The sequence below is a fragment of the Rhodococcus sp. USK10 genome (assembly GCF_019378875.1).
GTDB classification, from domain to species: Bacteria; Actinomycetota; Actinomycetes; order Mycobacteriales; family Mycobacteriaceae; genus Rhodococcus_F; species Rhodococcus_F pseudokoreensis.
Genome location: NZ_CP076048.1, coordinates 6,558,241 through 6,579,290, shown reverse-complemented (window position 1 = coordinate 6,579,290; position 21,050 = coordinate 6,558,241). Strand labels below are relative to the sequence as shown.

Genomic DNA, 21,050 nt, shown 5'->3' with positions numbered 1-21,050 from the left:
TTCAGTACGCACCGTCACCCCCCACCACTGCCTTCAGGGTCTTGGCGATGATCAGCATGTCGCCGACCATCGACCAGTTCTCGACGTAGGACAGGTCGAGGCGCACCGAGTCCTCCCACGAGAGGTCCGAGCGCCCGCTGACCTGCCACAGGCCGGTGACACCCGGCCGCACCAGGAGCCGACGATGCACCTCGTTCTCGTACGACTCGACCTCGACGCGCAGCGGAGGCCTCGGACCCACCACACTCATCTCTCTTCGCAGCACGTTGATGAACTGTGGCAATTCGTCGATGCTGAACTTGCGCATGACGCGGCCCACCCGGGTGACACGCGGGTCGTCTCGCAGTTTGAACAGCACGCCAGCGCCCTCGTTGGGGCCGCTCAAGGTGGCACTGTGCCGGTCTGCCTCGTCCACCATCGACCGAAACTTCAGCATCGGGAACGGTGTGCCGTCCAATCCCATTCGCTCCGACTTGTAGAACACGGGACCCCGGCTCGTCAGCTTGACGGCGGCGGCCGCGAACAGCATCAGGGGACTGACCAGCATGAGCGCGACGATCGCAAAGATCAGATCGAACGACGTCTTCCCGAATCGCTTGGCGCCGTGATAGCGCGGCTTCTCCACGTGGATCAGGGGCAGCCCCGCGACGGGCCGCATCTCGAGGCGTGGCCCGGAAACATCCATCATTCCGGGAGCGACCACCATGTCGACGTTCAACTGCTCGAGATCCCACACCATTTCGCGAAGCCCGTGATGGCCGAGATGCTCGGTCGCCGTGACCGCGACGGTGTCGGCGCCGGATCGCTCGATCGCGTCGACGACGTCGTGCTCGTCGCCGAGAATGGGTATCCGCCGTCCGTCCACGGTGATCGTGTCCTCGGTCGCGCGGTGGTGCGCTGGGATGCAGACCCCGACCACGTTGTACCCGTCCGCTGTGCCACGGTCGAACGTCCGAGCGAGGTTGCGCACGGAGTGTTCGGCTCCGACGACCAGGACGGACGTCTGGCACAAACCGCGGGCACGCTTGCGGGCGAGGACGCGGCGCCACATCCACCGGGTCAGCAGGAGACCGAGCAGGCCCGTGGGGAATGCGATCGCCAGGTACAACCGTGCCAACTCCACGTGCAGAAGGAGTGCCGCGATCGCGATGAGCCCGAACAGTCGTAGTGTCGCGGTGGCGATGCGCCGATACTCCTCTGGGCCGCTCCCGACCACTCGCGGGGATCGCACGTGGAAGACGGCGAGCATGCCGAGCCACGAGGTCACGAGGGCGATGGAGATCAGCCCGTAACTCACATTGCTCAGCGTGCGCGAGTCGACGAGGGTCCCGTAGCCGCCGAAGCGCACCCATTGGGCCAGAGCGACCGCTGCCACGACGACGAGCGTGTCGGTGAGGAGGATTCGCCTCAGGTACACGGCGAGCCAGCGTCGCCGTGCGACACCGCGCTGCGCAGGAACTGCCGCAACGCCGTGTACAACCGACGCCCGCTCCACAGTCGAGTTGAACGTCGCCATGCATCCCCTCCACTGTCGAACCGATCGCCGGCAGAGTGATGGTCGAGTCGGCCGTATCGCGACAGCGGATTTCAGGACGTACAACAGTGCCGCCGCCACCCATGGCGCAACGCCTTGCGTGCCGTGCGGCCTTTACACGAAGGCGACTAATGTCCTACGAGTAACGATCCAACTTGCCCCGAGCACCGCCATGTGGCTGGACGACATCGAACATTCACAACGAGTGTCGAACCTAGCAGCGCAATTCGGTTCTGTCGCATCTTCACAGCCGGCATCAGACCGTGCGGTCTGCAATAAACCCCCACTGAGCAGCGGTTATCCACTCGCATAATTGGTTTGGACACAGGCGATTTCGACAAACTGACCACAAGTGCTGAGGCGGAACGATTTTCGACCGATCGAGTCTGCGCCGGGACTCCTGGACGCAGCCGTGGTGCGGACAAAGGCCCCCAATGCGTACTCGAAGTCGGCTGCCTTCAGACATATTCGATCCCGGCGCCGCGAATGGGTGCAACATTCCGAGCCGGTGACGTATTCACGTGACAGTTCCGAGGATCAGGCGCCGTTATCGAGCCACCGGCGTCCGGGCGATCCGCGACCGCACGCGGGCGGTGACCTGCCAGATCCGGGTGGTGTCGTGGACGCTGATGCACGGCACTCCGAGTGCGCGGGCGCGCTGGACGGTATCCGATTCCTTCGCGGAGCAGCGTCCGTCCAGGATGTCCTCGGTGACGATGACGCAGAGCACGTCCCCCTCGAATTCACGGATCGGTTCCAGACCGTGGAGTGCAACCCATTGCCGGACCATCGCCCACTGTGACACGTCGTTGTAGCGGGTGGGATTGCCGATGAACAGCACGCGGCGAGACCGACGGGCTCGGGCGACATCGATGCTGGAGATGGGTGACATGACGAAGATTCCTGTCCATGTGAACGGCTGATCCCGGTACGGGACAACTCTCCCGCGCCCAGCCATCTCCGTCTGTCCTCCGATCAGGTCGCGCATCGGATGAATCCCGATTCCCCTGATCGGAGGACACCCCCGCAGGTGAGTGGGAAGGTGTGCTCGGACGCGCAGCGACACTCACCTGGGAGGTTGGATGATCACCGTTTTGTGCTGCCGCGGCATCGGTGAGGATCTCGACGTCAACATGCTCACCAACACCACGTCACTCCTGGATCCCACACGGTTCGTCGTCAAGCAGGTCCCGTGGGAGGCAAGTTACGGACCGGTGCCCGATCCGGGTGGATCAGCGTTCGACAAGGCGCTGTCCGAAGGACGGACACTCCTGTTGCGGATGATCGCCGACGACCCGAATCCCGTTGTTCTGCTCGGCTACTCGGGAGGCGCTGCGCTCGCCGGCAACGTAGCGGCCGAGGTGGGACGTGGGCAGCACCCCACCCTGGACGTGCGTGGGGTCGGACTGATCGCCGATCCGCTGCGACCTGCATCTCCGGACCTGCCGGGCTGGGGCATTGCGGGGCAACGCCCGATCACGGGGATGCCCGTGTGGCAGATCGCCGACCCTCTGGACGCCATCTGCTGCTGTCCGGGCAACTCGCCGCTGCGGACGTTCGCGGACCAGTCGGCGGCCTTCTCGCTCGCCGATCCGAGGGCGTGGGTGGCGGACCTCCTCGACCGGCTCCGCACCAGAAGGTGGCAGGCGGTGATCCTGAACTGGTGGCGACCGTGGACGGTGTGGCAGCAATACTCCGAGGCCATCGACGACGTCAACGGGTACCTGAACCGGGGCGACCACACCAGTTACTGGGTGCGCATCGCGCCGGGCACCGACCGCACCTACTGTGAGCTGCTCGCCGATCGCGTCGGCAGCATTTCGGACTGATCCCCCGCTCGAAGCCCGCCAGTCATCGCACTCCCCGCCGTCGTTCTCCGATCGGCAGGTGATCGATGAGATCCGCGGCATGAACGGCACCGTCGTGGGCGCGGATCCGCGCTCCCAGAGTCGCTGCGGTCGTCCTGTGTGGTCCGGCCACGAGCAGCTCGCCGACCGCCGACCGGATGCGCTCGGGCGCCGCCGTCTTGCGGAGGCAACGGGCGACGCCGCGCTGCTCCAGACTGCGGCCGATCATCTTCTGATCGAGCGCCGGGTGGATCGGCAGAACGACCAGGGGAAGGTCGTGCGCGAGGGCGCGCATGGTGGTGTCGTGGCCGCCGTGTCCGATGACAAGGGTGGCGGTCGGCAGGATCTGTTCGTGTGGAACGTAGCCGTGTACTTCGATGTTCGGTCCCGCCGTGAAGATTGCCGGGTCGACGGACGGTCCGGTCGTGACCACGGTATGGGCGGGCAGTCCACCGACAGCCTCGAGGATGTTCCGCAGGGCCCGCTGCTGCCCGTCGAAGTTGAGGCTGCTGAGGCTGACCAGGATCAGCGGATCGCGTTCGGACACGGGCGTCAACGTGGACGGCATCGGATGTCGCACCACCCCGGTGTAGTGGACGGAGTCCGGCAGGCTTCGGCGGGAGGCCGGATCGAGGTCCTTGTCGGTCGTCACCAGCGCCAGGTCCGACGACGTCCACAGCCTCAATGGCCGCTGACCTTTCAGACGGGCCATCACGGGCGTCACACCACGTGTCACGCCTCGATACATGAATTCGTAGTAGGTGTGGACCAGCGTCACACGCGTCAGGTGCGCGTCGGCGGCGGCCTGCAGGGCCCCATACAGCAGGCAATCGACCACGACCACGTCCGTCGGCTCGCGCGCGACGGTGTCGAGCAGATCGATTCCGGGCCCGGCGTCGGTGAAGACAGCAAGCGATTGGTACAAGCCCGTGATACCGGGATGATTGGTGGTCGACTGCCAGGGTCGTGCGTGGGTGTAGGGCGTGAACGGGAAACCGTGACTTTCGATCCGCCGGCGTTGCTGGGCGTGTCCGAGAAATCGGACCTGGTGACCGCGGTTGCGCGCCTCCGTCGCGATGCCGAGAGCGGGTGGCACGTTGCCGCCGCCGTCCCAGGTCACGAACAGGATGCGTGCCATGCGGTGCCTCCAGGCCAGTGGGAACGTGAGCGGGAAAGCGTGCTCGGACACGCATCGGCACTCACGTGCCCGCGGCCTTCCGCGCTGCCCGCTTGGCCCAGGCGTTGCGCACCAGCGACAGCGGGGTCGGCGGCACCCAGCCCAGTTGGACTGCCTGACCGAGGTCGTCCCGCGTTGCCCAGTGCTCGACGACGCGGCCGTCCGCGACGCGCAACCAGTGCGACTGGTTGACCGCGAGCACTCGCCCCGTCGGCGCGAACACCTGGTCGATCGATCCGCGCTCGTCGTACACGACGAAGGGGCCGGAGTGCCTGCCCTTCATGATCGTGTAGACGACGGCGAGGTCGCCCTCGACCACGACGTCCTCGATGTCGAACCGCAGCTCGGAGAAGGCGGAGCGCAGCCATACGGCGGTGGCGTAGAACGCGTCGGGTCCGCGTCCTCGCGTCCGCGGGGGTTCGGTCGCACTCTCCCGGTTGAATGCGTCCGGGTGGACGACGGCGTCGAAATCGGCGCGGCTTCCGTTCGCCATGAGCTCGATCGACCGAACAGCGAGGGATTTCACTTGGTCCGACGGGACCGGTTCCTCCACGTTCACGGTGCACTCCGCAACAGTCGGTTGGAACTCTCAGTATTCGACCGTTGCCGACTCGAAGTCAACGACCCCGTGCCGGTCGATCGGGTGCGGGATTTGCGCGCGCCTCAGCACAACGGCGGTCGACGGCGGTACCGTCGGGGAGGTGATGGGACTGCCTGATGCGATCTCGGCCTGCTTGTTCGATCTCGACGGTGTGCTCACGGCAACGGCGGTACTGCACCGGAAGGCGTGGAAACGCACATTCGACGAGTTCCTGAAGCACCGGGAGGGCGCGAACTTCCAGCCCTTCACCGACCAGGACTACTACGACTACGTCGACGGACGCCCCCGCGCCGACGGGGTCCGGACCTTCCTCACCTCCCGCAACATCACGTTGCCGGAGGGAACGCCGGACGATCCCCCCGGCGCCGAGACCGTGAACGGCGTCGGGAACACCAAGAACCGGCTGCTGCTGAAGGTCATCGACGAGGAGGGGCCCAGCCCCTACCCCGGCTCGGTCCGCTACATCAGCGCGGCCTACGACGCCGGCCTGAAGATCGCCGTGGTCACGTCGTCCGCGAACGGGAAGGCCGTACTCGACGCCGCCGACCTCAGCCGCTACGTCCACGTCCGCATCGACGGCGTGGTGATCCGAGAACAGGGTCTCCGCGGAAAACCGGCGCCGGACTCGTATCTCGCGGCCGCCCGCGCACTCAACGTGCACCCCGACCAGGCCGCCGTGTTCGAAGACGCCCTGTCCGGAGTGGAATCGGGGCGCGCAGGCGAATTCGGTTACGTCGTCGGGGTGAATCGCAACGATCAGGCCGACGCGCTTCGCGAGCACGGCGCCGACGTGGTGGTGAACGACCTGGCCGAACTTCTGGAGAGGTGAGCATGGACGACAAGGGCTACGAGATCTCGCCGTGGCAGCTCAAATGGCGCGGACTGGATCTGGAGGCACTGCACGCCACCGAATCCACCTTCGCACTGTCCAACGGGCACATCGGGATTCGTGGCACGTTCGAGGAGGGTGAACCGCGCGGTCTCCCCGGCACCTACCTCAACGGGTTCTACGAGCAACGGCCCCTGCCGTATGCGGAGGCCGGCTACGGCTACCCCGAGGACGGGCAGACCGTCGTCAACGTGACCGACGGCAGCATCATCCGCCTGCTCGTGGAAGACGAGCCCATGGACATGCGGTACGGCAGCGCACCCGCGCACGAGCGGGTCCTCGACTTCCGTTCGGGCACCCTGCGCCGCACCACCGAATGGACGTCACCGACCGGACGCCGGGTCCGGATCCATTCGGAACGGCTCGTCTCCTTCACCTCGCGCGCGGTCGCCGCCATCCACTACGAGGTCGAGCCACTCGACGGCGACATCGAACTCGTCCTGCAGTCGGATCTGCTCGCCAACGAACAGATCCCCACCCGCACGGACGATCCGAGAGTGGCGGCCGCCCTGGACCGTCCGCTGGTGCCCGATTTCGCCGCCGCCCACGACTTCCGCGCGGTGCTCGCCCACCACACGAGAGCCTCCGGACTGCGGATGGCCGCCGGAATGGACCACGAGATCGAGTACCCCGCCAACGGGCGGTGCAGCATCGAGACGGAAGAGGATCTGGCCCGGCTCACCGTAGCCGTCGACGTTCCGCAGGGTGAACGCCTGAAGGTGACTAAGTACCTGGCCTACGGGTGGTCGGCGAGGCGGTCGACGCCTGCGCTGCGCGGCCAGGTCGAGGGTGCGCTCGCCGGGGCGCTCGAAACCGGCTGGGAGACCCTGCTGAAACGGCAGCGGGAGTACCTCGACATCTTCTGGGCGACGGCGGACGTCGAGATCGACGGCGACGCGGAACTTCAGCAGGCGGTGCGGTTCGCACTGTTCCACGTGCTGCAGGCGGGTGCTCGCGGTGAGTCACGCGCGATCCCTGCGAAGGGCCTGACCGGTCCCGGCTACGACGGGCACGCGTTCTGGGACACCGAGACGTTCGTGCTCCCCCTGCTCACGTACACGGTGCCGGATTCGGCCCGCGACGCACTCCGTTGGCGGCATTCCACGCTGGACAAGGCGAAGAACCGTGCGGTGCAACTGGGGCAGGCCGGCGCCGTGTTCCCGTGGCGCTCGATCAACGGCGAAGAGTGCTCCGGCTATTGGCCCGCGGGCACTGCGGCGTTCCACGTGGGAGCCGACGTCGCTGCCGCGACGTCCCGGTATCTGGCCGCGACCGGGGACGAGGAATTCGAGGCCGAATGCGGCGTCGAACTGCTCGTGGAAACCGCCCGGCTGTGGACGTCGCTCGGCCACCACAATGCGCAGGGCGAGTTCCGGATCGACGGCGTCACCGGGCCGGACGAGTACACCGCCGTCGCCGACAACAACGTGTTCACCAACCTCATGGCGCAGAAGAATCTGCACGACGCGGCGGCCGCCTGCGAGAGACGCCCCGGGCTGGCGCGCGAACTCGGCGTCGACGACGAGGAATCGGCGCTGTGGCGCGATGCCGCCGAGCACATGCGCATCCCGTTCGATGACGCGCTCGGTGTGCACCAGCAATCCGATGCCTTCACCCATCACGCCGAATGGGACTTCGAAGGCACCCCGCCCGAGCACTATCCGCTGCTGCTCAACTACCCGTACTTCGACCTGTACCGCAAGCAGGTGGTGAAGCAGGCAGACCTGGTGCTGGCGATGTATCTTCGCGGCGACGCCTTCACCGACGAGCAGAAGATCGCCAATTTCGCATATTACGAGGCTCTGACGGTGCGGGACTCGTCGCTGTCGGCGTGTGTGCAGTCCGTGATGGCAGCCGAGGTCGGTCAACTCCAACTCGCCTACGACTACCTCGCCGAGGCCGCGCTGACCGATCTCCACGACCTCCACTCCAACGTGGAGAACGGTTTACACATCGCGTCACTCGCCGGGACGTGGATGGCGTGTGTCGCAGGATTCGGCGGGATGCGCGACCACGACGGCGACATCTCCTTCGCACCCCGGATACCACCCCAGCTGGTCAACCTGTCGTTCCGGATGACGGTGCGGGGCAGCCAGATCCACGTGGACATCCGGGCGAAGACCGCAACCTACCGGCTGCTGTCGGGCGAACCGGTCGAACTCGCCCACCACGGGAACCCTTTCACTCTCGACACCTTCCCGGTGACACGACCGATCCCGGATCCGCCGAATACCACCCCCGTACGGCAACCGTATGGCCGGGCGCCCGTCCGTCGGGGCTGATATCCGACCTGGCGTGGGAGAGCGGTTCGACAGACGAAACCGACCGGTTCGCTGTAGCGTCAGGCACGAACGTCCCATTTGTGCCTATTCATCGACACGCCGCACCGAAAGATTCGCCGATGCCCGTTGCCGTACCTGTCCGCTCACACACTTCCCGACTGCTCGCCGTGTTCGCCGCGTGTGGGCTGACGTTGTTGTCGCTGCCGGTGGCGCATGCGCAGGATCCGGTGTCCACGGAGATCGAACCGCAGCCCAGTGGGGCTGTGTCGCTGGATTCGCGGACGCTCGGGTTCGGTGAGGCGGTGCCGTTCCGCGGCAATCACGACGAGGTGACCATCACGGTGCCGGTCCCGCAGGGACTGACACCGACGTCGCTCGACGGGGTGGTCGATCTTCCCGGCAATGTGGGGCGGGCGTGGATCGATGTCGAGTCCGCGGGTCGTTCGCTCGGCCGGGTGGATCTGCCGGGGGCACCTGCCCAGAGTGCGCCGGTGTCGATTTTCCTCGCGGGCGCGGAGTTGACCGATCAGGCGGTCGCGGTGACCCTCCGGACGACGCTGGTGCCGCTGGACGGCGTCTGCCCGCAGGACTGGACGGGACGCAGCCTGACCTTCCGCGACGTCCGCGCCGCGTACAGCGGGACGCCCGCGAACCCGACGGTGGTCGCGGACTTCCTGCCGCCGGTCCTGCAGCAGTTGCACCTCTACATTCCCGGCGATCCCAGTTCGGCGGAGAGTGCGGCCGCAGTCGACCTCGGCGCGGCCGTCGTCGCCTATTACGGCGCGCAACCAGTGCGGGTCGACGTGCGGCGCCTTCCCGACGGACAGTTGACGCCGACGGCCGCCGATAGCCCGTTCGAGCGTTCCGTGGTGATCCGCGAGAGCGGCACCGCCGGGACCGAGTTGATCCCGGCCCCCACAGGTCCCCCGGCTCTGCGGCTGACCGGCGACGAACGCACGCTGCCGAACCAGAGCCGGCTGATCACCAGCCAGGTGGCGAGCATCGCGGTGGAGGCCCGCGCGACGGCCGGCTCGATGGACAACCCGCCGATCCTCGCCCCCACGTCGACCACGCTGCGTGGTCTCGGCCAGACCAACCTCAGCTCCACCGCGCACGGCCGCGTCGAGGTCGCCCTCGGACTCGACCAGACCCGGCTCGGCCGGGCCTCGGACACCGTGCGCGTCAACCTGCAGGGCACGTACACGCCGCTGCCGAGCAATCAGAACGGCCTGATCTCCGTCTCCGCCGGCGACCGGCAGGTGGCCAGCTGGGCCGCCGAACCCAGTGGTGCGATCGACCGGTGGATCGACGTGCCGAACGACGCGCTGCGCCGGGTCACCACGCTCACCGTCGCCCTGCAGACCACGGGCGCCACCAACCAGTGCGGACTCGAACAACCCGTCACCCTGTCGATCGACCCCGACAGCGAGGTCACCAGCGAACCGTCGAGTACCCCGCATCCGGGTGGCTTCGAGTCGCTGCCGCAGTCGTTGCTGCCGAGCGTCGACGTCGCGGGCACCGTCGGCGGATTCGACGACACCGCACGCGCCGTGGCCGTGGTGACGGGACTGCAGTCGCTGACCACTGTCGAACTCGACCCGCATTGGGTCTCGATCGACGAGGCCGTCGGTTCGGAGTCGCCCGCCATCCTCATCGCGGCCGACGGGAATCTGCCGGACGGCGTCCCGTTGCCCCTGTCGAGCACCGAGGACTCCACGTTCGAACTGACCGATCCGGGGACCGACGGCTCCACCACCGTCACGTTCGGCGCACCGATCGACTTCGCGTCACTGCAGACCGCGTTCGACGGCACCCGGCAGGTGGTGGTCGCCGGATCCACCGGTGTGCCCGGCGAACTCGACCGAACACTCGAATGGCTGCGCGCCACACCGGATCGCTGGGCGAGCCTGAACGGCGACATCCTCTTCACCGCCGCGAACCGCGACCCCGTCGAACTGTCGATACCCGACACCGCGGGGAGTGCGGGCTCGTCCGGCGTCTCCACGACGGTCGGGTGGGTGCTCGGCATCGCCGGCATCCTGCTGCTGGTGGGCATCATGATCGCGGCGGCGGTCGTGATGCGTCATCGCCGGACCCGTCCGCTGCCTCGCTGAGCGGCTCCCATGATCATCGGCAACGTCGCCATCGACGCCGCGATCCGGCTCACCGCCCGGTGGATCCTCATCGTGGCGGCCACGGTCTTCGCGTTCTGGAAGACGTGGCAGGACGTGTGGCGCAGTACCACCGAGGGCACCGCCATCGGCTACGTCTTCGTCGTCCCGGCACTGTGCGTCTGCGCGGCGATCGGCATCTCGCTGCGACGGGAGGGCGAACTGCCCATCCACGACCGCCAGACCGACAAGATCGTGGGCGGCATCGGCCTGCTCGTCACCCTGGCGGTCCAGGTGCTGCTTCTGCCGCGGTTCGCCGAGGACTACCAGTTGATGCACATCGACGTCGTCGCGGCGTGGGTGTTCGTGTTCAGTTCCGCCGTCCTCGTCTTCGGGCTCCGCCCGGTGTGCCGGTTCTGGCCGGTGTGGGTGCTCGCGCTGGGGCTCGGTCCGCTGACGTACCGTTCGCTGGCGATCCTGCTCGGCGGCCAGCGTTTCCACTACGGCCTGATCATGGTCGTCCTGGCCTCCGGCGCCACCGCCATCGCCGTGAGTCGGAGCAACCGCCGCGCCGCCGTCGGTTTCGCCTGCTCGGTGGCACTGGGCAGCGTCGCGTTGTACGTGACGATCAGGATGTTCCCGACGGCGCCCACGTTCGCCACCCAGCTCGGTCCCGCCCTGGCCACCTCGATCATCGTCGGAGCCTGCTTCTACGTGCACAAGCGTCGCGGCGGCAGCCTGGCGCCGTTCGAGCGGCCTGTCCGCCGCCCCACCACCATCAACAGCGGATTCACCTTCGTCGCGGTGTTCGCGGTGGCCGCGGCGCTGTTCGTGACGCCGCTGCCCGATCAGAACCTGACCCCCGTCTCGCCCGGACCCTCCCCCGCCGCTCACGCGGGGATCGTCGTGCCGGGCGGCTGGCAGGAACTGGACTTCACCGAGTACAGCTGGCCGCGCAAGTACTTCGGTTCCACGTCGCGGCTCACCCGGCAGACCATCCGCACCACTGAACCCAACCCTGCGTGGGACGTGCAGAACCGCCCCCGCACGGTGCAGGTGGACACGCTGTCGGTGCGCAGGCCCACGACCCTCGAGGTCTACCCCAGCCACACTCAATACCGACTGCAGAACGCCCGCGTCAGCTCGAAGATCTTCGTCGACGTCGGCCGCGGGGTCACCGCGGAGATGTACACCGTCGTCGACGACGATCTCCTGCTCACCTGGAGCAACCTCAACTTCGTGTGGGTGCGGGGACCGGGTCTCACGCAGCGGGTCAGCCTCATCACCGTCGACAATCACGACCCCGACGCGCTGTTCCCGGAACCGGCGCCGTCGATGGCGTCGAACGGCGCCAACTCGCTGGCCGTCCTGCTGCGGGGCAAGACCGCGGTCTCCGACACGGAACCGGAATACAAAGACCGGGACATGCTCGAAACCCTGGCACGCGAGATCGTGGAGGCGCAGCAGTGGTGACCCGCGAAGACGACACGTACGACACCGAATTCAAGGCCGCCGCCCTCCACGACGCCGTCAACGGCCTGCGTGAGAAGCACCCGATGTCGTCCGCCTCGGTCGCGTTCTATCCGTGGCAGCGCAACCTGCTGCTCGCCCTTCTGGCCGTGGGGATCGTGTGTGCGTACTTCTTCCCGATCCCGACGCTGGTGGCGGTCACTCTCTTCTGCACCATCGCGTACGTCTGGACGCTGGCCGACCGGCTGATCCTGTTCTTCCGCGGCCTCGACGGCAGCACCATCGTGAACATCTCGGACGAGGACGCCCTCGCACTGACCGACGACAGCTTGCCGCCGTACACAATTCTGGTTCCCGCCTACAACGAACCGGAAGTGGTGGCCGATCTCATCGCTGCGATGCGGGCGCTGAGCTACCCCGAGGAGAAACTGCAGGTGCTGCTGCTCCTCGAGGAGGACGACGACGTCACCATCGACGCCGCGAACGCCGCCGGAGTCGGCGACGTCGTCACCATCCTCCTCGTGCCGCCCGCCGATCCGCGGACCAAGCCGAAGGCCTGCAACTACGGACTGCACTTCTCCACCGGCGAGATCGTCACCATCTACGACGCCGAGGATCACCCGGATCCGCTGCAACTGCGGCGGGTCGTCGCGGCCTTCGACCGGCTCCCCGACAACACCGCGTGCGTGCAGGCGAAGTTGGCGTTCCACAACGGGACCCAGAACCTGCTCACCGCATGGTTCACCGCCGACTACGCGTTGTGGTTCGGGTTCATCCTGCCCGGACTGATGCGCAGCGACTCACCCATCCCGCTCGGTGGCACGTCGAATCATCTGCGGCGCAGCGTGCTCGACGAGATCGGATCGTGGGATCCGTTCAACGTCACCGAGGACGCCGACCTGGGTGTGCGCATCGCCGAATCGGGGTACCGCACCGCCGTCCTCGACTCCACGACGCTGGAGGAAGCGAACAGCGACGCCATCAACTGGATCCGGCAGCGCTCCCGCTGGTACAAGGGGTACCTGCAGACGTGGCTGGTGCACATGCGCCGACCCGTCGGCCTGTGGCGGGGTCTCGGCGCCGTCGGGTTCTTCCGGTTCACGGCCCTCATGGCGGGGACCCCACTGATCGCGTGCCTCAACATGGTGTTCTGGCTGATCAGCCTGGCCTGGATCCTCGGTCAGCCACACGTGATCCAGGAGGAGTTCCCGGCGTACGTGTACTTCCCGGCGCTCGTCTCGCTGCTGTTCGGCAACGTCGCGGTCCTCTACATGAATCTGATCGCGTGCCGGGAGACCCGGAACTCGGCGCTGCTGATCGCAGGACTGACGACCCCGCTGTACTGGGTGATGATGAGCATCGCGGCGATCAAGGGCACGTACCAGCTGATCCGGAACCCGTCGTACTGGGAGAAGACGTTCCACGGCCTGAGCGGAGCGAGCACCCCAGCCACGACCGAAACAGATGCGGCGGAATCCAATTCGGGGGCGGCGCCGTGAGGCCGGCGCGCTGGCTGTTCTGGGGCTGCACCGCACTGTACGTGGTGATCGGCCTGTATCTGACTGTCGGGCACGGATTTCTGATGGGCGACGCGCTCAGCCGCATTTCCGCCGCACGTAGCGTCCTGTTCAGCCGGGACCCCCACCTCGCCGCGATCGGCTTCGTGTTCACGCCCCTGACGGCGGTGGTGCAGTTGCCGACGGTGCTGCTCAGCCACTGGTGGCCCGGCCTCACCGCCTGGGGTGTGACGGGGGTGGTGATGTCCGCGCCGTTCATGGCGGGCGCGGTGGTGCAGATCTTCAAGATCGGCACCGATCGCGGCTGCCCGCCGTGGCTGATCTGGGCGGTCACCGCCCTGTTCGCACTGAACCCGATGATCGTGTTCTACGGCGGCAACGGCATGAGCGAGGCGCCGTTCCTGCTGCTGATGTGCTGGGCCACCCGCCGGCTGATCCGGTGGTGCACCACCGACGACATTCACGACCTCGTCGCCGTCGCGGTCGCCCTCGGACTCGCGTACCTCACCCGGTACGACGCGCTGGCCGCCGGGCTGGCCGTGACCGTGTTCGTCTTCGCGACGACCCTGCTACGGCAGGGCTGGAAGAACAAGCGGGAACTGCTGTTTCCCGCTTCGCTCGACGCCGTGCTGGTGGCACTGCCCACCGGGGTGGCCTTCCTGGCGTGGGCGGCCACCAGCTGGCTCATCACGGGTGAGGCCCTGCAGCAGTTCTCGTCCACCTACGGAAACGCCAACATCCTCGCGCAGAGCGGCGGCGGATCCACCGACGCCGGGTACGCCCTGATCTTCTCCGTCGCGGAGACCGTCGTGCTCGGGCCCGTGCTGCCGCTGCTGGTCCCGATCGTCGCGGTGCTGGCCTGGCGTCGCCGCGACCTCGAGGTGGTGGCAGCCGTGGTCGTGCTGGCCTCGGTGATCGCGTTCGCCACGCTCAGCTACATGCGCGGACTGACGTTCCCGTTCCTGCGGTTCTACATCTGCGCGCTTCCGCTGATGGCGGTGCTCGCGTTCCAGCTCGTCCCGCCGGGCGGGGCGCTGGTGGAGCGCCGGCACGGCCCGCACGGGTTCACCCGCCGCCTCGTCGTCGGCTCCCGGTCCGTCCCGGCCGCCCTCGCCGTGGCCCTGGTCGTCTTCACTCCCGTCGCCACCGGCGCGCTGATGGTGTCCCCCACCCTGTCGGATCAGCAGTACGCCCTGGAATCGGTCGTGTTCCCCGCGCCGCACGACACCTCCGACAAGCGGCGCACCGAGCGCCGGATCATCGCCTCGTTCAGCACCGAACGGGAACTGGCCCGCCACATCGACGGGATGAGACTGCCCGAGGGATCGGTGCTCATGGACACCGTCTACGGGTTCGCCGTGTACACCGCGACCGACAACCCGCGCACGTTCGTCATCCCCTCCGACCAGGACTTCACGTCGATCGTCAACCGGCCCGCCGAGCACGGCATCCAGTACGTCCTCGCCGTCCCCAACACCGGTCGCGGAGAGTCGGACGCCGTCAACCGGCGGTACCCGACGCTGTACGAGACCGGCGCGGACATCGCGACACTGGAACTCGAGATACCGAACGACGGCCAGGACCAGCCCACCTGGCGGCTGTACCGGGTGCTGTGACCGTCAGCGGGTGCCGTTGCGTTCGCGGAGCACTCCCCGCACCGGGTCGTCCGGACCGATGTCGTACGTGCACTCGCCGTGACGCGGGTCGGGCACGAACGCCCACAGCAGCGCACCCGCGGTCCCGGCTGCACGCTGGCCGTCGATCTTCACGGCCACTTCCCGGGCCCGCTCGACGACGGAGATGCATCCCGCCCCCGAATACTGTCCGATCTCCGCGACGAGGATCGGTTTGCGGAGGTGTTCGGCCTGCTCGATGTGCAGGGCGAGACCGTTGTACTGGTCGCCGGGCAGGGGAACGCCGTCGGCGCCGTAGTCGTGGTACTGCAGGACGTCGAGTGCGGGCGATGCTCCCACGAACTCGTAATCCGTTCCCGCCGTGCCGCACTGACCGCCACCGATCATCCCGAGTGTGATCGGGTGGCGGTCGTCGAGGCTCCGGACGAGACCACCGGCCTGATCGACGAACGTCCGCAGCGTCTTGCCCGCGGTGTCCGTGCAGCTGTGGAACGGGGTCAGCGGTTCGGGTTCACCGATCAACTCCCACATCGCCAGCGACGGGGAGCCCTGCCACCGTTTCACCGCCGTCGCGACCCAGTCCTCGTAGCTGAGCAACGCACCGGGGGCGACACTGCGCCAACCGCCGTCGTACCATTCGCTCGACTTGAAGATCTCGTTGCCGCACGATCCGTCCTGCGCGGCGAGGACCGGGATCACCAGCTGACGGTGCGCCTCGGCCGCCCGGAAGACGTTGTCGATGCCGGTGAAGTCCAGCGCGCCGGTCGCCTTGTCGATCGCCAGCCACTGGAACGCATTGAACCGGGTGAGTGACCCCTCCGGCAGGCCGCCGAAGAAGCCGTCCAGGTCCACCTCCGCACCGCACCCGCGGTTGACGGACCAGTCGGTGGCCAGCTGATAGGCGTTCAGCCCGGCGGGCCACCACGGCCGGCCGTCGAGCGTCAGCCCGGACGCGGACGCCTGCACCCGCGGCACCGGCGGCTGCGACTTCGCCGGTTCGGCCGTTCCGCACCCGGCCAGCGCGAACAGCGCGGCCGCAAGCAGCAGCGCCGTCGTGCGACGTCCCGTCATGCGTGCCAGGGTGCCAGGTTCTCGTCTCCGCGGCACACCGAACTCCCGGTGTGCGAGAGTGGTCGGGTTCCGAATCCGGTGTGGGAAGGACACGTGTGCGATGAGCCCTGTGGTGACGATCGACGAGTTGGCGGCCCTGTTGCGCAGCGACGCTCCCCCGGTTCTGCTGGACGTGCGGTGGGCCCTCGGCGACACCGCGGGCAGGCAGCATTACCTCGACGCGCACCTTCCCGGGGCCGTGTTCGTGGACCTCGACACCGAACTCGCCGCCCCGGGACGCCCGGAACTCGGCCGGCATCCGCTGCCGGAGGTGGCGGACCTCCAGGACGCCGCGCGCCGGTGGGGAATCCGGGCGGGGAGCACCGTCGTGGTCTACGACGCGACGGGGAACCTCGCCGCCGCGCGGGCATGGTGGCTGCTGCGCTGGGCGGGTGTCGCCGACGTCAGCATGCTCGACGGCGGCCTCGGCGCGTGGACGTCGGCGGGCCGGCCCGTCCGATCCGGCGACGAGCAGGCACGAGTCCCCGGCGACGTCGTGCTCACCGCGGGCCACCTGGCGACGCTGACCGCGGACGAGGCCGCCGAATTCGCCGACCGCGGTCACCTTCTCGATGCCCGTGCCGCCGAACGGTATTCGGGGGTGACCGAACCGGTCGACCCCCGCGCCGGCCACATTCCCGGCGCCCACAGTGCCCCGACGTCCGAGAACCTCGGGCCCGACGGCCGGTTCGTACCGGTCGAGGCGCTGCGCGCACGATTCGCCGCGGTCGGCGCCGAGCCCGGACGTCCGGTCGGCGTCTACTGCGGATCGGGTGTGACGGCGGCCCATCAGGTTGCCGCGCTCGCGCTCGCCGGCATCGACGCCGCCCTGTACCCGGGGTCGTGGTCGCAGTGGTCGTCGGATCCCGGACGTCCGGTCGCCACCGGCCCCGACCCGCAGTAGCGGCGGGTCACCCCGCCCGTCCTGCCGCCTCCACGTCGTGCGCCGGGTAGGCGTGGATGAGGGCGGTGCTCAGCTTCGGCACCGCGTGGGTCAGCGTGTGTTCCGCGGTGTGCGCGACGCGATGTGCGTCGCTGAGGCTGGTCGAGGGGTCGACGTCGAGTTCGGCGTCCGCGTGCAGGCGGTGCCCGATCCAGCGCATCTTCACGCTCCGCACCCCGACCACTCCCGGTTCGGCGGCGAGGGCCTGTTCGGCGGCGTCGACCAGTCCGGGGTCGACACCGTCCATCAGTCGCCGGAACACGTCGCGGGCGGCGGTCCGCAATACGAGCAGGATCGCGGCCGTGATCACCAGACCCACCACGGGATCGGCGAGGGGAATCCCGGCCGCGACGCCGCCGGCGCCCAATACCACGGCGAGAGAGGTGAATCCGTCGGTCCGCGCGTGCAGTCCGTCGGCCACGAGGGCCGCGGAGCCGATCCGCCGGCCGATCCGGATGCGGTACAGCGCCACCCACTCGTTGCCGGCGAAACCGATGATTCCGGCGACCGCCACCCACCCGAGATGCTGGATGGGCACGGGATCGAGCAGGCGCCGGGTGGCCTCCACGCCCGCGACGACCGCGGACAACGCGATCATCACCACGACGAACAACCCGGCGAGGTCTTCGGCCCGGCCGTATCCATACGTGAACCGCCGCGTGGCGGCCCGCCGTCCGAGGGCGAACGCGATCCACAGCGGAACCGCCGTCAGCGCGTCCGAGAAATTGTGGATCGTGTCGGCGGCGAGCGCGACCGAACCCGACAGCACCACCACGATCACCTGGGCCAACGCGGTGACACCGAGCACCACCAGGCTGATCTTCACCGCCCGGATGCCGATCTCGCTGGCCTCGAGAGCGTCGTCGACGCTGTCCGCGGAGTCGTGACTGTGGGGGGCGAAGATCTCGCGGATCGCCCCGCGGACGCCGCCCGAATGCCCGTGTCCGTGTCCGTGGCCGTGGCCGTTCATGAGGCACCTTCCTCTGCGGCGAGATCCGCACCGTCGTGGAGGACCTGCAGGTCGCCCGACGCGCGATGGTGCCCGGGGATGCCGGGGCCTGCGTGCTCGGCGTTGAACACGGCGTCGGTGACCAGCTGCTGCACGTGCTCGTTGGCGACGCTGTAATAGATGGACGTGCCCTCCCGCCGGGTGTGCACGAGGCGGGCCATCCGGAGCTTCGCGAGGTGCTGCGAGACCGACGGCGCCGGCTTCCCGACCCGTTCGGCCAGCTCGTTCACCGACAGTTCGCCGCCGACCAGCTGCCAGAGCACCTGCACGCGGGTGGCATCGGCCAGCATCCGGAAGACCTCGACCACCAGCCCGACCTGGTCGTCGTCGAGTCTGCGCCGGCAAACACGCTTATCTGCATTCATACGCAGATAATAGGTCACTTCGGGTTGTGATGCACCAGACACCGAAAGGACTTACTTGCTTGCACTAACGATGTATATAGTTGCTTGCATCAAGTAAGTCGTCCTTCAGGGGTTGCCATGTCCGTCACGTCCGTGCCGTCCGTATCGCTGGGCACCACCGAAGCGCTCATCGACGAGGTCTTCCTCTTCGGCCGAGTACTGAAGGAGGCCCTGATGTCGGAGGCCGACGGCCACATGCCACGCGCACTGACGGGGGTCCTCCTCGTCCTCGCGGCTCGCGGGGAATGCCGGCAGAACGAACTCGCCACCGAGATGTGCGTCGGCCAGTCGTCACTCAGTCGCCAGATCACCGATCTGGTGGAGTTCGGCTACGTCACGCGCCATCCCGATCCCGCCGACGGGCGCGCATTTCGAATACGCGTCTCGGAAGACGGAATGGCGTACGTCAAACAATTCAGAACCCAGCGCGCCGCACGAATGCAGAAATTGCTGACGGGGTGGAACGAGACCGAGGCAGCAACTGCCCTCGACTCGATCAGGCACCTGAAGGAAACACTCGTCGACCCAGAACACCGGATCGTCACGAGCTCGAACCCGATTGGAACACAAAGCGTATGACCGAAACACAGACTCGGCCGCCGGTTGAAGAAACGACGGCCATGACGCACCGCCAAATCCTCGAAGCCCTCACCGGTCTGCTCGCAGCGCTGTTCACCGCACTGCTGAGCAGCACGATCGTCGCCACCGCACTCCCGACGATCATCGGCGACCTGAAGGGCACCCAGACCGCGTACGCCTGGGTCATCACCAGTGCACTGCTCGCCAATGCCGCCTCGACCCCCATCTGGGGCAAGCTCTCCGACCTGTTCAACAAGAAGGTCCTGGTCCAGAGCGCGATCGTCATCTTCGTCATCGGTTCGGTGGTCGCAGGATTCGCGCACAACGTGCCGATCCTGCTGACCGCGCGTGTCATCCAGGGCATCGGCATGGGTGGCCTGACGGCACTCGTCGTCGCCATCATCGGCACCATCGTCTCGCCCCGTGAACGCGGCCGCTACTCCGGCTACATGGGTGCCGTCATGGCCGTGTCCATGTCGGGTGGTCCGATCCTCGGCGGCGTCATCGTCGACAGCCCCCTCGGCTGGCGCTGGTGCTTCTTCGTGTGCGTACCGCTCGCCGTCATCGCACTGTTCCTGCTGCAGCGCACGCTGCACCTCGCGACCGAGAAGAAGGACGACGTTTCCATCGACTGGCTCGGCGCCCTCCTGCTGACCGCCGGTGTGTCCATCCTGCTGATCTGGGTCTCGTTCGCCGGCAAGGCGGGCTACTACGAGTGGTTCTCCCGTGAGACGGCACTGTACGTCGGATCCGGTGTGCTGCTGCTGGCCGCGACGATCCTCGTCGAAGCGCGGGCCAAGTCGCCGATCATCCCGCTCAAGATCGTCACGGAGAAGACCACCGGGCTCGCCATCATCGCGTCCATCGCCGTCGGTGTCGGAATGTTCGGCTCCACCACGTTCCTCGGCCAGTACTTCCAGACCTCACGTGGCTACACCCCCACCATGGCCGGAGTGCTCACCATCCCGATGGTCGCCGGCATGCTCATCGGCACGGTCGGATCCGGACAGCTCATCACCCGCTTCGGCAAGTGGAAGCCGTTCGTCGTCGGCGGCGCCGTCCTGATGATCGTCGGCTTCGGACTGCTCGGCACCATCGATCACGAAACCAACCTGACCCTGGTCGGCACGTACATCGCGATCATCGGTCTCGGCATGGGCATGCTCATGCAGAACCTGGTCCTCGCGGTGCAGAACACCGTCAGCGTCCAGAACATCGGTGCGGCATCCAGCTCGGTCGCCTTCTTCCGGACCTTCGGTGGCGCGATCGGCGTCTCGGTTCTCGGTTCGGTGCTGGCCACCCGCGTCGCCGACCTGTCGGCCGAAGGTTTCGCGAAGCTCGGCATCCCGACCGGATCGAGCAGCGGCGGCGGAAGCCTGGACCTGAAGTCCATGCCCGCTCCCGTGCAGGGCGTCATCCGCGCCGCATACGGAGACGCAACGGGCCGGATCTTCCTGATCGCCGCCGTCGTCGCCGTCATCACCCTGATCGCCGTCATCCTGATCCCCAACCGCCCGCTGCGTCGCACCATCGACCTGTCGAGCGAGCAGGAGCCCGTCCAGGAACCCGAGTACGCCCCCGTCCCGGACTACGCACTCGAATCCGACACGGCACCGATCCCGTCGTCCGACGTCCGCAGCGGCAGGCACGAGGCACCCGCCGATCAGCACCAGCCCTTCGCCGGGCTGAGCGCCGACGCCCGGGACCGCCTCCTGTCCATGCTTCTGCCCCAGCCGGAGCGGACGCTGGAGGCGATCGACGAAGCGGAGAAGATCCGCGACGAGGTCAACCGCCTGCGTAACGATCTCAACGCCAAGCTCGTCGAATTCGACGAGGTCTGGGATCGCCTGCGCGAGCTGGGACTGAGTGAAGACCAAGTGGCCGGCGTCCTCGGTGGCGGCCACGTGACGGACACCGGCAACGGTGCCCTCATCCGCTGAATG

General features: G+C 67.6%; 17 protein-coding genes. 10 read left to right on the top strand and 7 right to left on the bottom strand.

Annotation, left to right across the window (positions count from 1 at the left end; genetic code table 11):
• Position 1: 1 nt before the first annotated feature.
• Positions 2 to 1,516, bottom strand: a complete 1,515-nt coding sequence (locus I1A62_RS37245) for a sugar transferase (RefSeq protein ID WP_219457257.1) — start codon at positions 1,514 to 1,516, stop codon at positions 2 to 4.
• Between the two features lie 565 nt (positions 1,517 to 2,081).
• Positions 2,082 to 2,426, bottom strand: coding sequence for a hypothetical protein (locus tag I1A62_RS37240; protein WP_072937505.1), 345 nt, complete (start codon positions 2,424 to 2,426; stop codon positions 2,082 to 2,084).
• A gap of 190 nt (positions 2,427 to 2,616) precedes the next feature.
• Here I1A62_RS37240 and I1A62_RS37235 point away from each other — a divergent pair, with 190 nt between their 5' ends.
• Positions 2,617 to 3,363 (top strand): alpha/beta fold hydrolase, encoded by a 747-nt coding sequence (locus tag I1A62_RS37235; RefSeq protein WP_219457255.1) that lies wholly within the window; start codon positions 2,617 to 2,619, stop codon positions 3,361 to 3,363.
• Positions 3,364 to 3,385: 22 nt separating this feature from the next.
• Here the strand turns inward: I1A62_RS37235 and I1A62_RS37230 are convergent, their stop codons facing one another.
• Positions 3,386 to 4,519, bottom strand: coding sequence for a glycosyltransferase (locus tag I1A62_RS37230; RefSeq protein ID WP_219457253.1), 1,134 nt, complete (start codon positions 4,517 to 4,519; stop codon positions 3,386 to 3,388).
• Between the two features lie 61 nt (positions 4,520 to 4,580).
• Positions 4,581 to 5,117, bottom strand: a complete 537-nt coding sequence (locus I1A62_RS37225; RefSeq protein WP_257890627.1) for an ester cyclase — start codon at positions 5,115 to 5,117, stop codon at positions 4,581 to 4,583.
• Positions 5,118 to 5,262: 145 nt separating this feature from the next.
• On the opposite strand from I1A62_RS37225, the gene I1A62_RS37220 reads away from it, so the two are divergent.
• From I1A62_RS37220 to I1A62_RS37195, 6 genes are all read left to right on the top strand, one after another.
• The gene (locus I1A62_RS37220) at positions 5,263 to 5,988 is read left to right on the top strand and encodes an HAD family phosphatase (protein WP_124391964.1); all 726 of its coding nucleotides are present in this window, start codon (positions 5,263 to 5,265) and stop codon (positions 5,986 to 5,988) included.
• A 2-nt stretch (positions 5,989 to 5,990) separates the two neighbouring features.
• Positions 5,991 to 8,330, top strand: coding sequence for a glycoside hydrolase family 65 protein (locus I1A62_RS37215; protein WP_219457251.1), 2,340 nt, complete (start codon positions 5,991 to 5,993; stop codon positions 8,328 to 8,330).
• A gap of 119 nt (positions 8,331 to 8,449) precedes the next feature.
• Complete coding sequence (locus I1A62_RS37210; RefSeq protein WP_219457250.1) at positions 8,450 to 10,444, top strand: hypothetical protein; 1,995 nt, start codon at positions 8,450 to 8,452, stop codon at positions 10,442 to 10,444.
• 9 nt (positions 10,445 to 10,453) lie between these two features.
• On the top strand, positions 10,454 to 11,914 hold the full coding sequence (locus tag I1A62_RS37205) for a hypothetical protein (RefSeq protein ID WP_219457249.1): 1,461 nt from the start codon (positions 10,454 to 10,456) through the stop codon (positions 11,912 to 11,914).
• Complete coding sequence (locus I1A62_RS37200) at positions 11,911 to 13,410, top strand: glycosyltransferase (RefSeq protein ID WP_219461633.1); 1,500 nt, start codon at positions 11,911 to 11,913, stop codon at positions 13,408 to 13,410. The genes I1A62_RS37205 and I1A62_RS37200 overlap by 4 nt, the downstream gene beginning before the upstream one ends.
• Positions 13,407 to 15,044, top strand: a complete 1,638-nt coding sequence (locus I1A62_RS37195; protein WP_124391959.1) for a glycosyltransferase family 39 protein — start codon at positions 13,407 to 13,409, stop codon at positions 15,042 to 15,044. Before I1A62_RS37200 ends, I1A62_RS37195 begins: the two co-directional genes overlap by 4 nt.
• A gap of 3 nt (positions 15,045 to 15,047) precedes the next feature.
• On the opposite strand, the gene I1A62_RS37190 is transcribed toward I1A62_RS37195, so the two are convergent.
• Entirely contained in the window at positions 15,048 to 16,133 is a 1,086-nt protein-coding gene (locus I1A62_RS37190; protein ID WP_219457247.1) for a beta-mannosidase, read from the bottom strand.
• A gap of 109 nt (positions 16,134 to 16,242) precedes the next feature.
• On the opposite strand from I1A62_RS37190, the gene I1A62_RS37185 reads away from it, so the two are divergent.
• Positions 16,243 to 17,076 carry a sulfurtransferase gene (locus I1A62_RS37185; protein WP_219461630.1) on the top strand — a complete coding sequence of 278 codons (834 nt, stop codon included), beginning with the start codon at positions 16,243 to 16,245 and terminating at the stop codon, positions 17,074 to 17,076.
• 7 nt (positions 17,077 to 17,083) lie between these two features.
• Here the strand turns inward: I1A62_RS37185 and I1A62_RS37180 are convergent, their stop codons facing one another.
• Both I1A62_RS37180 and I1A62_RS37175 read right to left on the bottom strand, forming a co-directional pair.
• Positions 17,084 to 18,085, bottom strand: a complete 1,002-nt coding sequence (locus I1A62_RS37180; protein WP_219457245.1) for a cation diffusion facilitator family transporter — start codon at positions 18,083 to 18,085, stop codon at positions 17,084 to 17,086.
• Positions 18,082 to 18,489: a metalloregulator ArsR/SmtB family transcription factor gene (locus tag I1A62_RS37175; protein WP_124391956.1), complete on the bottom strand. Its 408-nt coding sequence runs from the start codon at positions 18,487 to 18,489 to the stop codon at positions 18,082 to 18,084. Before I1A62_RS37175 ends, I1A62_RS37180 begins: the two co-directional genes overlap by 4 nt.
• A gap of 117 nt (positions 18,490 to 18,606) precedes the next feature.
• Here I1A62_RS37175 and I1A62_RS37170 point away from each other — a divergent pair, with 117 nt between their 5' ends.
• Together I1A62_RS37170 and I1A62_RS37165 are read left to right on the top strand one after the other, a co-directional pair.
• On the top strand, positions 18,607 to 19,107 hold the full coding sequence (locus tag I1A62_RS37170; RefSeq protein ID WP_218271925.1) for a MarR family winged helix-turn-helix transcriptional regulator: 501 nt from the start codon (positions 18,607 to 18,609) through the stop codon (positions 19,105 to 19,107).
• Positions 19,104 to 21,047, top strand: coding sequence for an MFS transporter (locus I1A62_RS37165; RefSeq protein WP_219457243.1), 1,944 nt, complete (start codon positions 19,104 to 19,106; stop codon positions 21,045 to 21,047). The genes I1A62_RS37170 and I1A62_RS37165 overlap by 4 nt, the downstream gene beginning before the upstream one ends.
• Positions 21,048 to 21,050 lie beyond the last annotated feature (3 nt).

Bases quoted from the DNA above. Each gene is read 5' to 3' on its own strand.
- I1A62_RS37245 (WP_219457257.1), bottom strand. From the start codon at position 1,516: ATGGCGACGTTCAACTCGACTGTGGAGCGGGCGTCGGTTGTACACGGC.
- I1A62_RS37215 (WP_219457251.1), top strand. From the start codon at position 5,991: ATGGACGACAAGGGCTACGAGATCTCGCCGTGGCAGCTCAAATGGCGC.
- I1A62_RS37220 (WP_124391964.1), top strand. From the start codon at position 5,263: ATGGGACTGCCTGATGCGATCTCGGCCTGCTTGTTCGATCTCGACGGT.
- I1A62_RS37235 (WP_219457255.1), top strand. From the start codon at position 2,617: ATGATCACCGTTTTGTGCTGCCGCGGCATCGGTGAGGATCTCGACGTC.
- I1A62_RS37230 (WP_219457253.1), bottom strand. From the start codon at position 4,519: ATGGCACGCATCCTGTTCGTGACCTGGGACGGCGGCGGCAACGTGCCA.
- I1A62_RS37175 (WP_124391956.1), bottom strand. From the start codon at position 18,489: ATGAATGCAGATAAGCGTGTTTGCCGGCGCAGACTCGACGACGACCAG.
- I1A62_RS37240 (WP_072937505.1), bottom strand. From the start codon at position 2,426: ATGTCACCCATCTCCAGCATCGATGTCGCCCGAGCCCGTCGGTCTCGC.
- I1A62_RS37180 (WP_219457245.1), bottom strand. From the start codon at position 18,085: ATGAACGGCCACGGCCACGGACACGGACACGGGCATTCGGGCGGCGTC.
- I1A62_RS37210 (WP_219457250.1), top strand. From the start codon at position 8,450: ATGCCCGTTGCCGTACCTGTCCGCTCACACACTTCCCGACTGCTCGCC.
- I1A62_RS37205 (WP_219457249.1), top strand. From the start codon at position 10,454: ATGATCATCGGCAACGTCGCCATCGACGCCGCGATCCGGCTCACCGCC.
- I1A62_RS37165 (WP_219457243.1), top strand. From the start codon at position 19,104: ATGACCGAAACACAGACTCGGCCGCCGGTTGAAGAAACGACGGCCATG.
- I1A62_RS37170 (WP_218271925.1), top strand. From the start codon at position 18,607: ATGTCCGTCACGTCCGTGCCGTCCGTATCGCTGGGCACCACCGAAGCG.
- I1A62_RS37190 (WP_219457247.1), bottom strand. From the start codon at position 16,133: ATGACGGGACGTCGCACGACGGCGCTGCTGCTTGCGGCCGCGCTGTTC.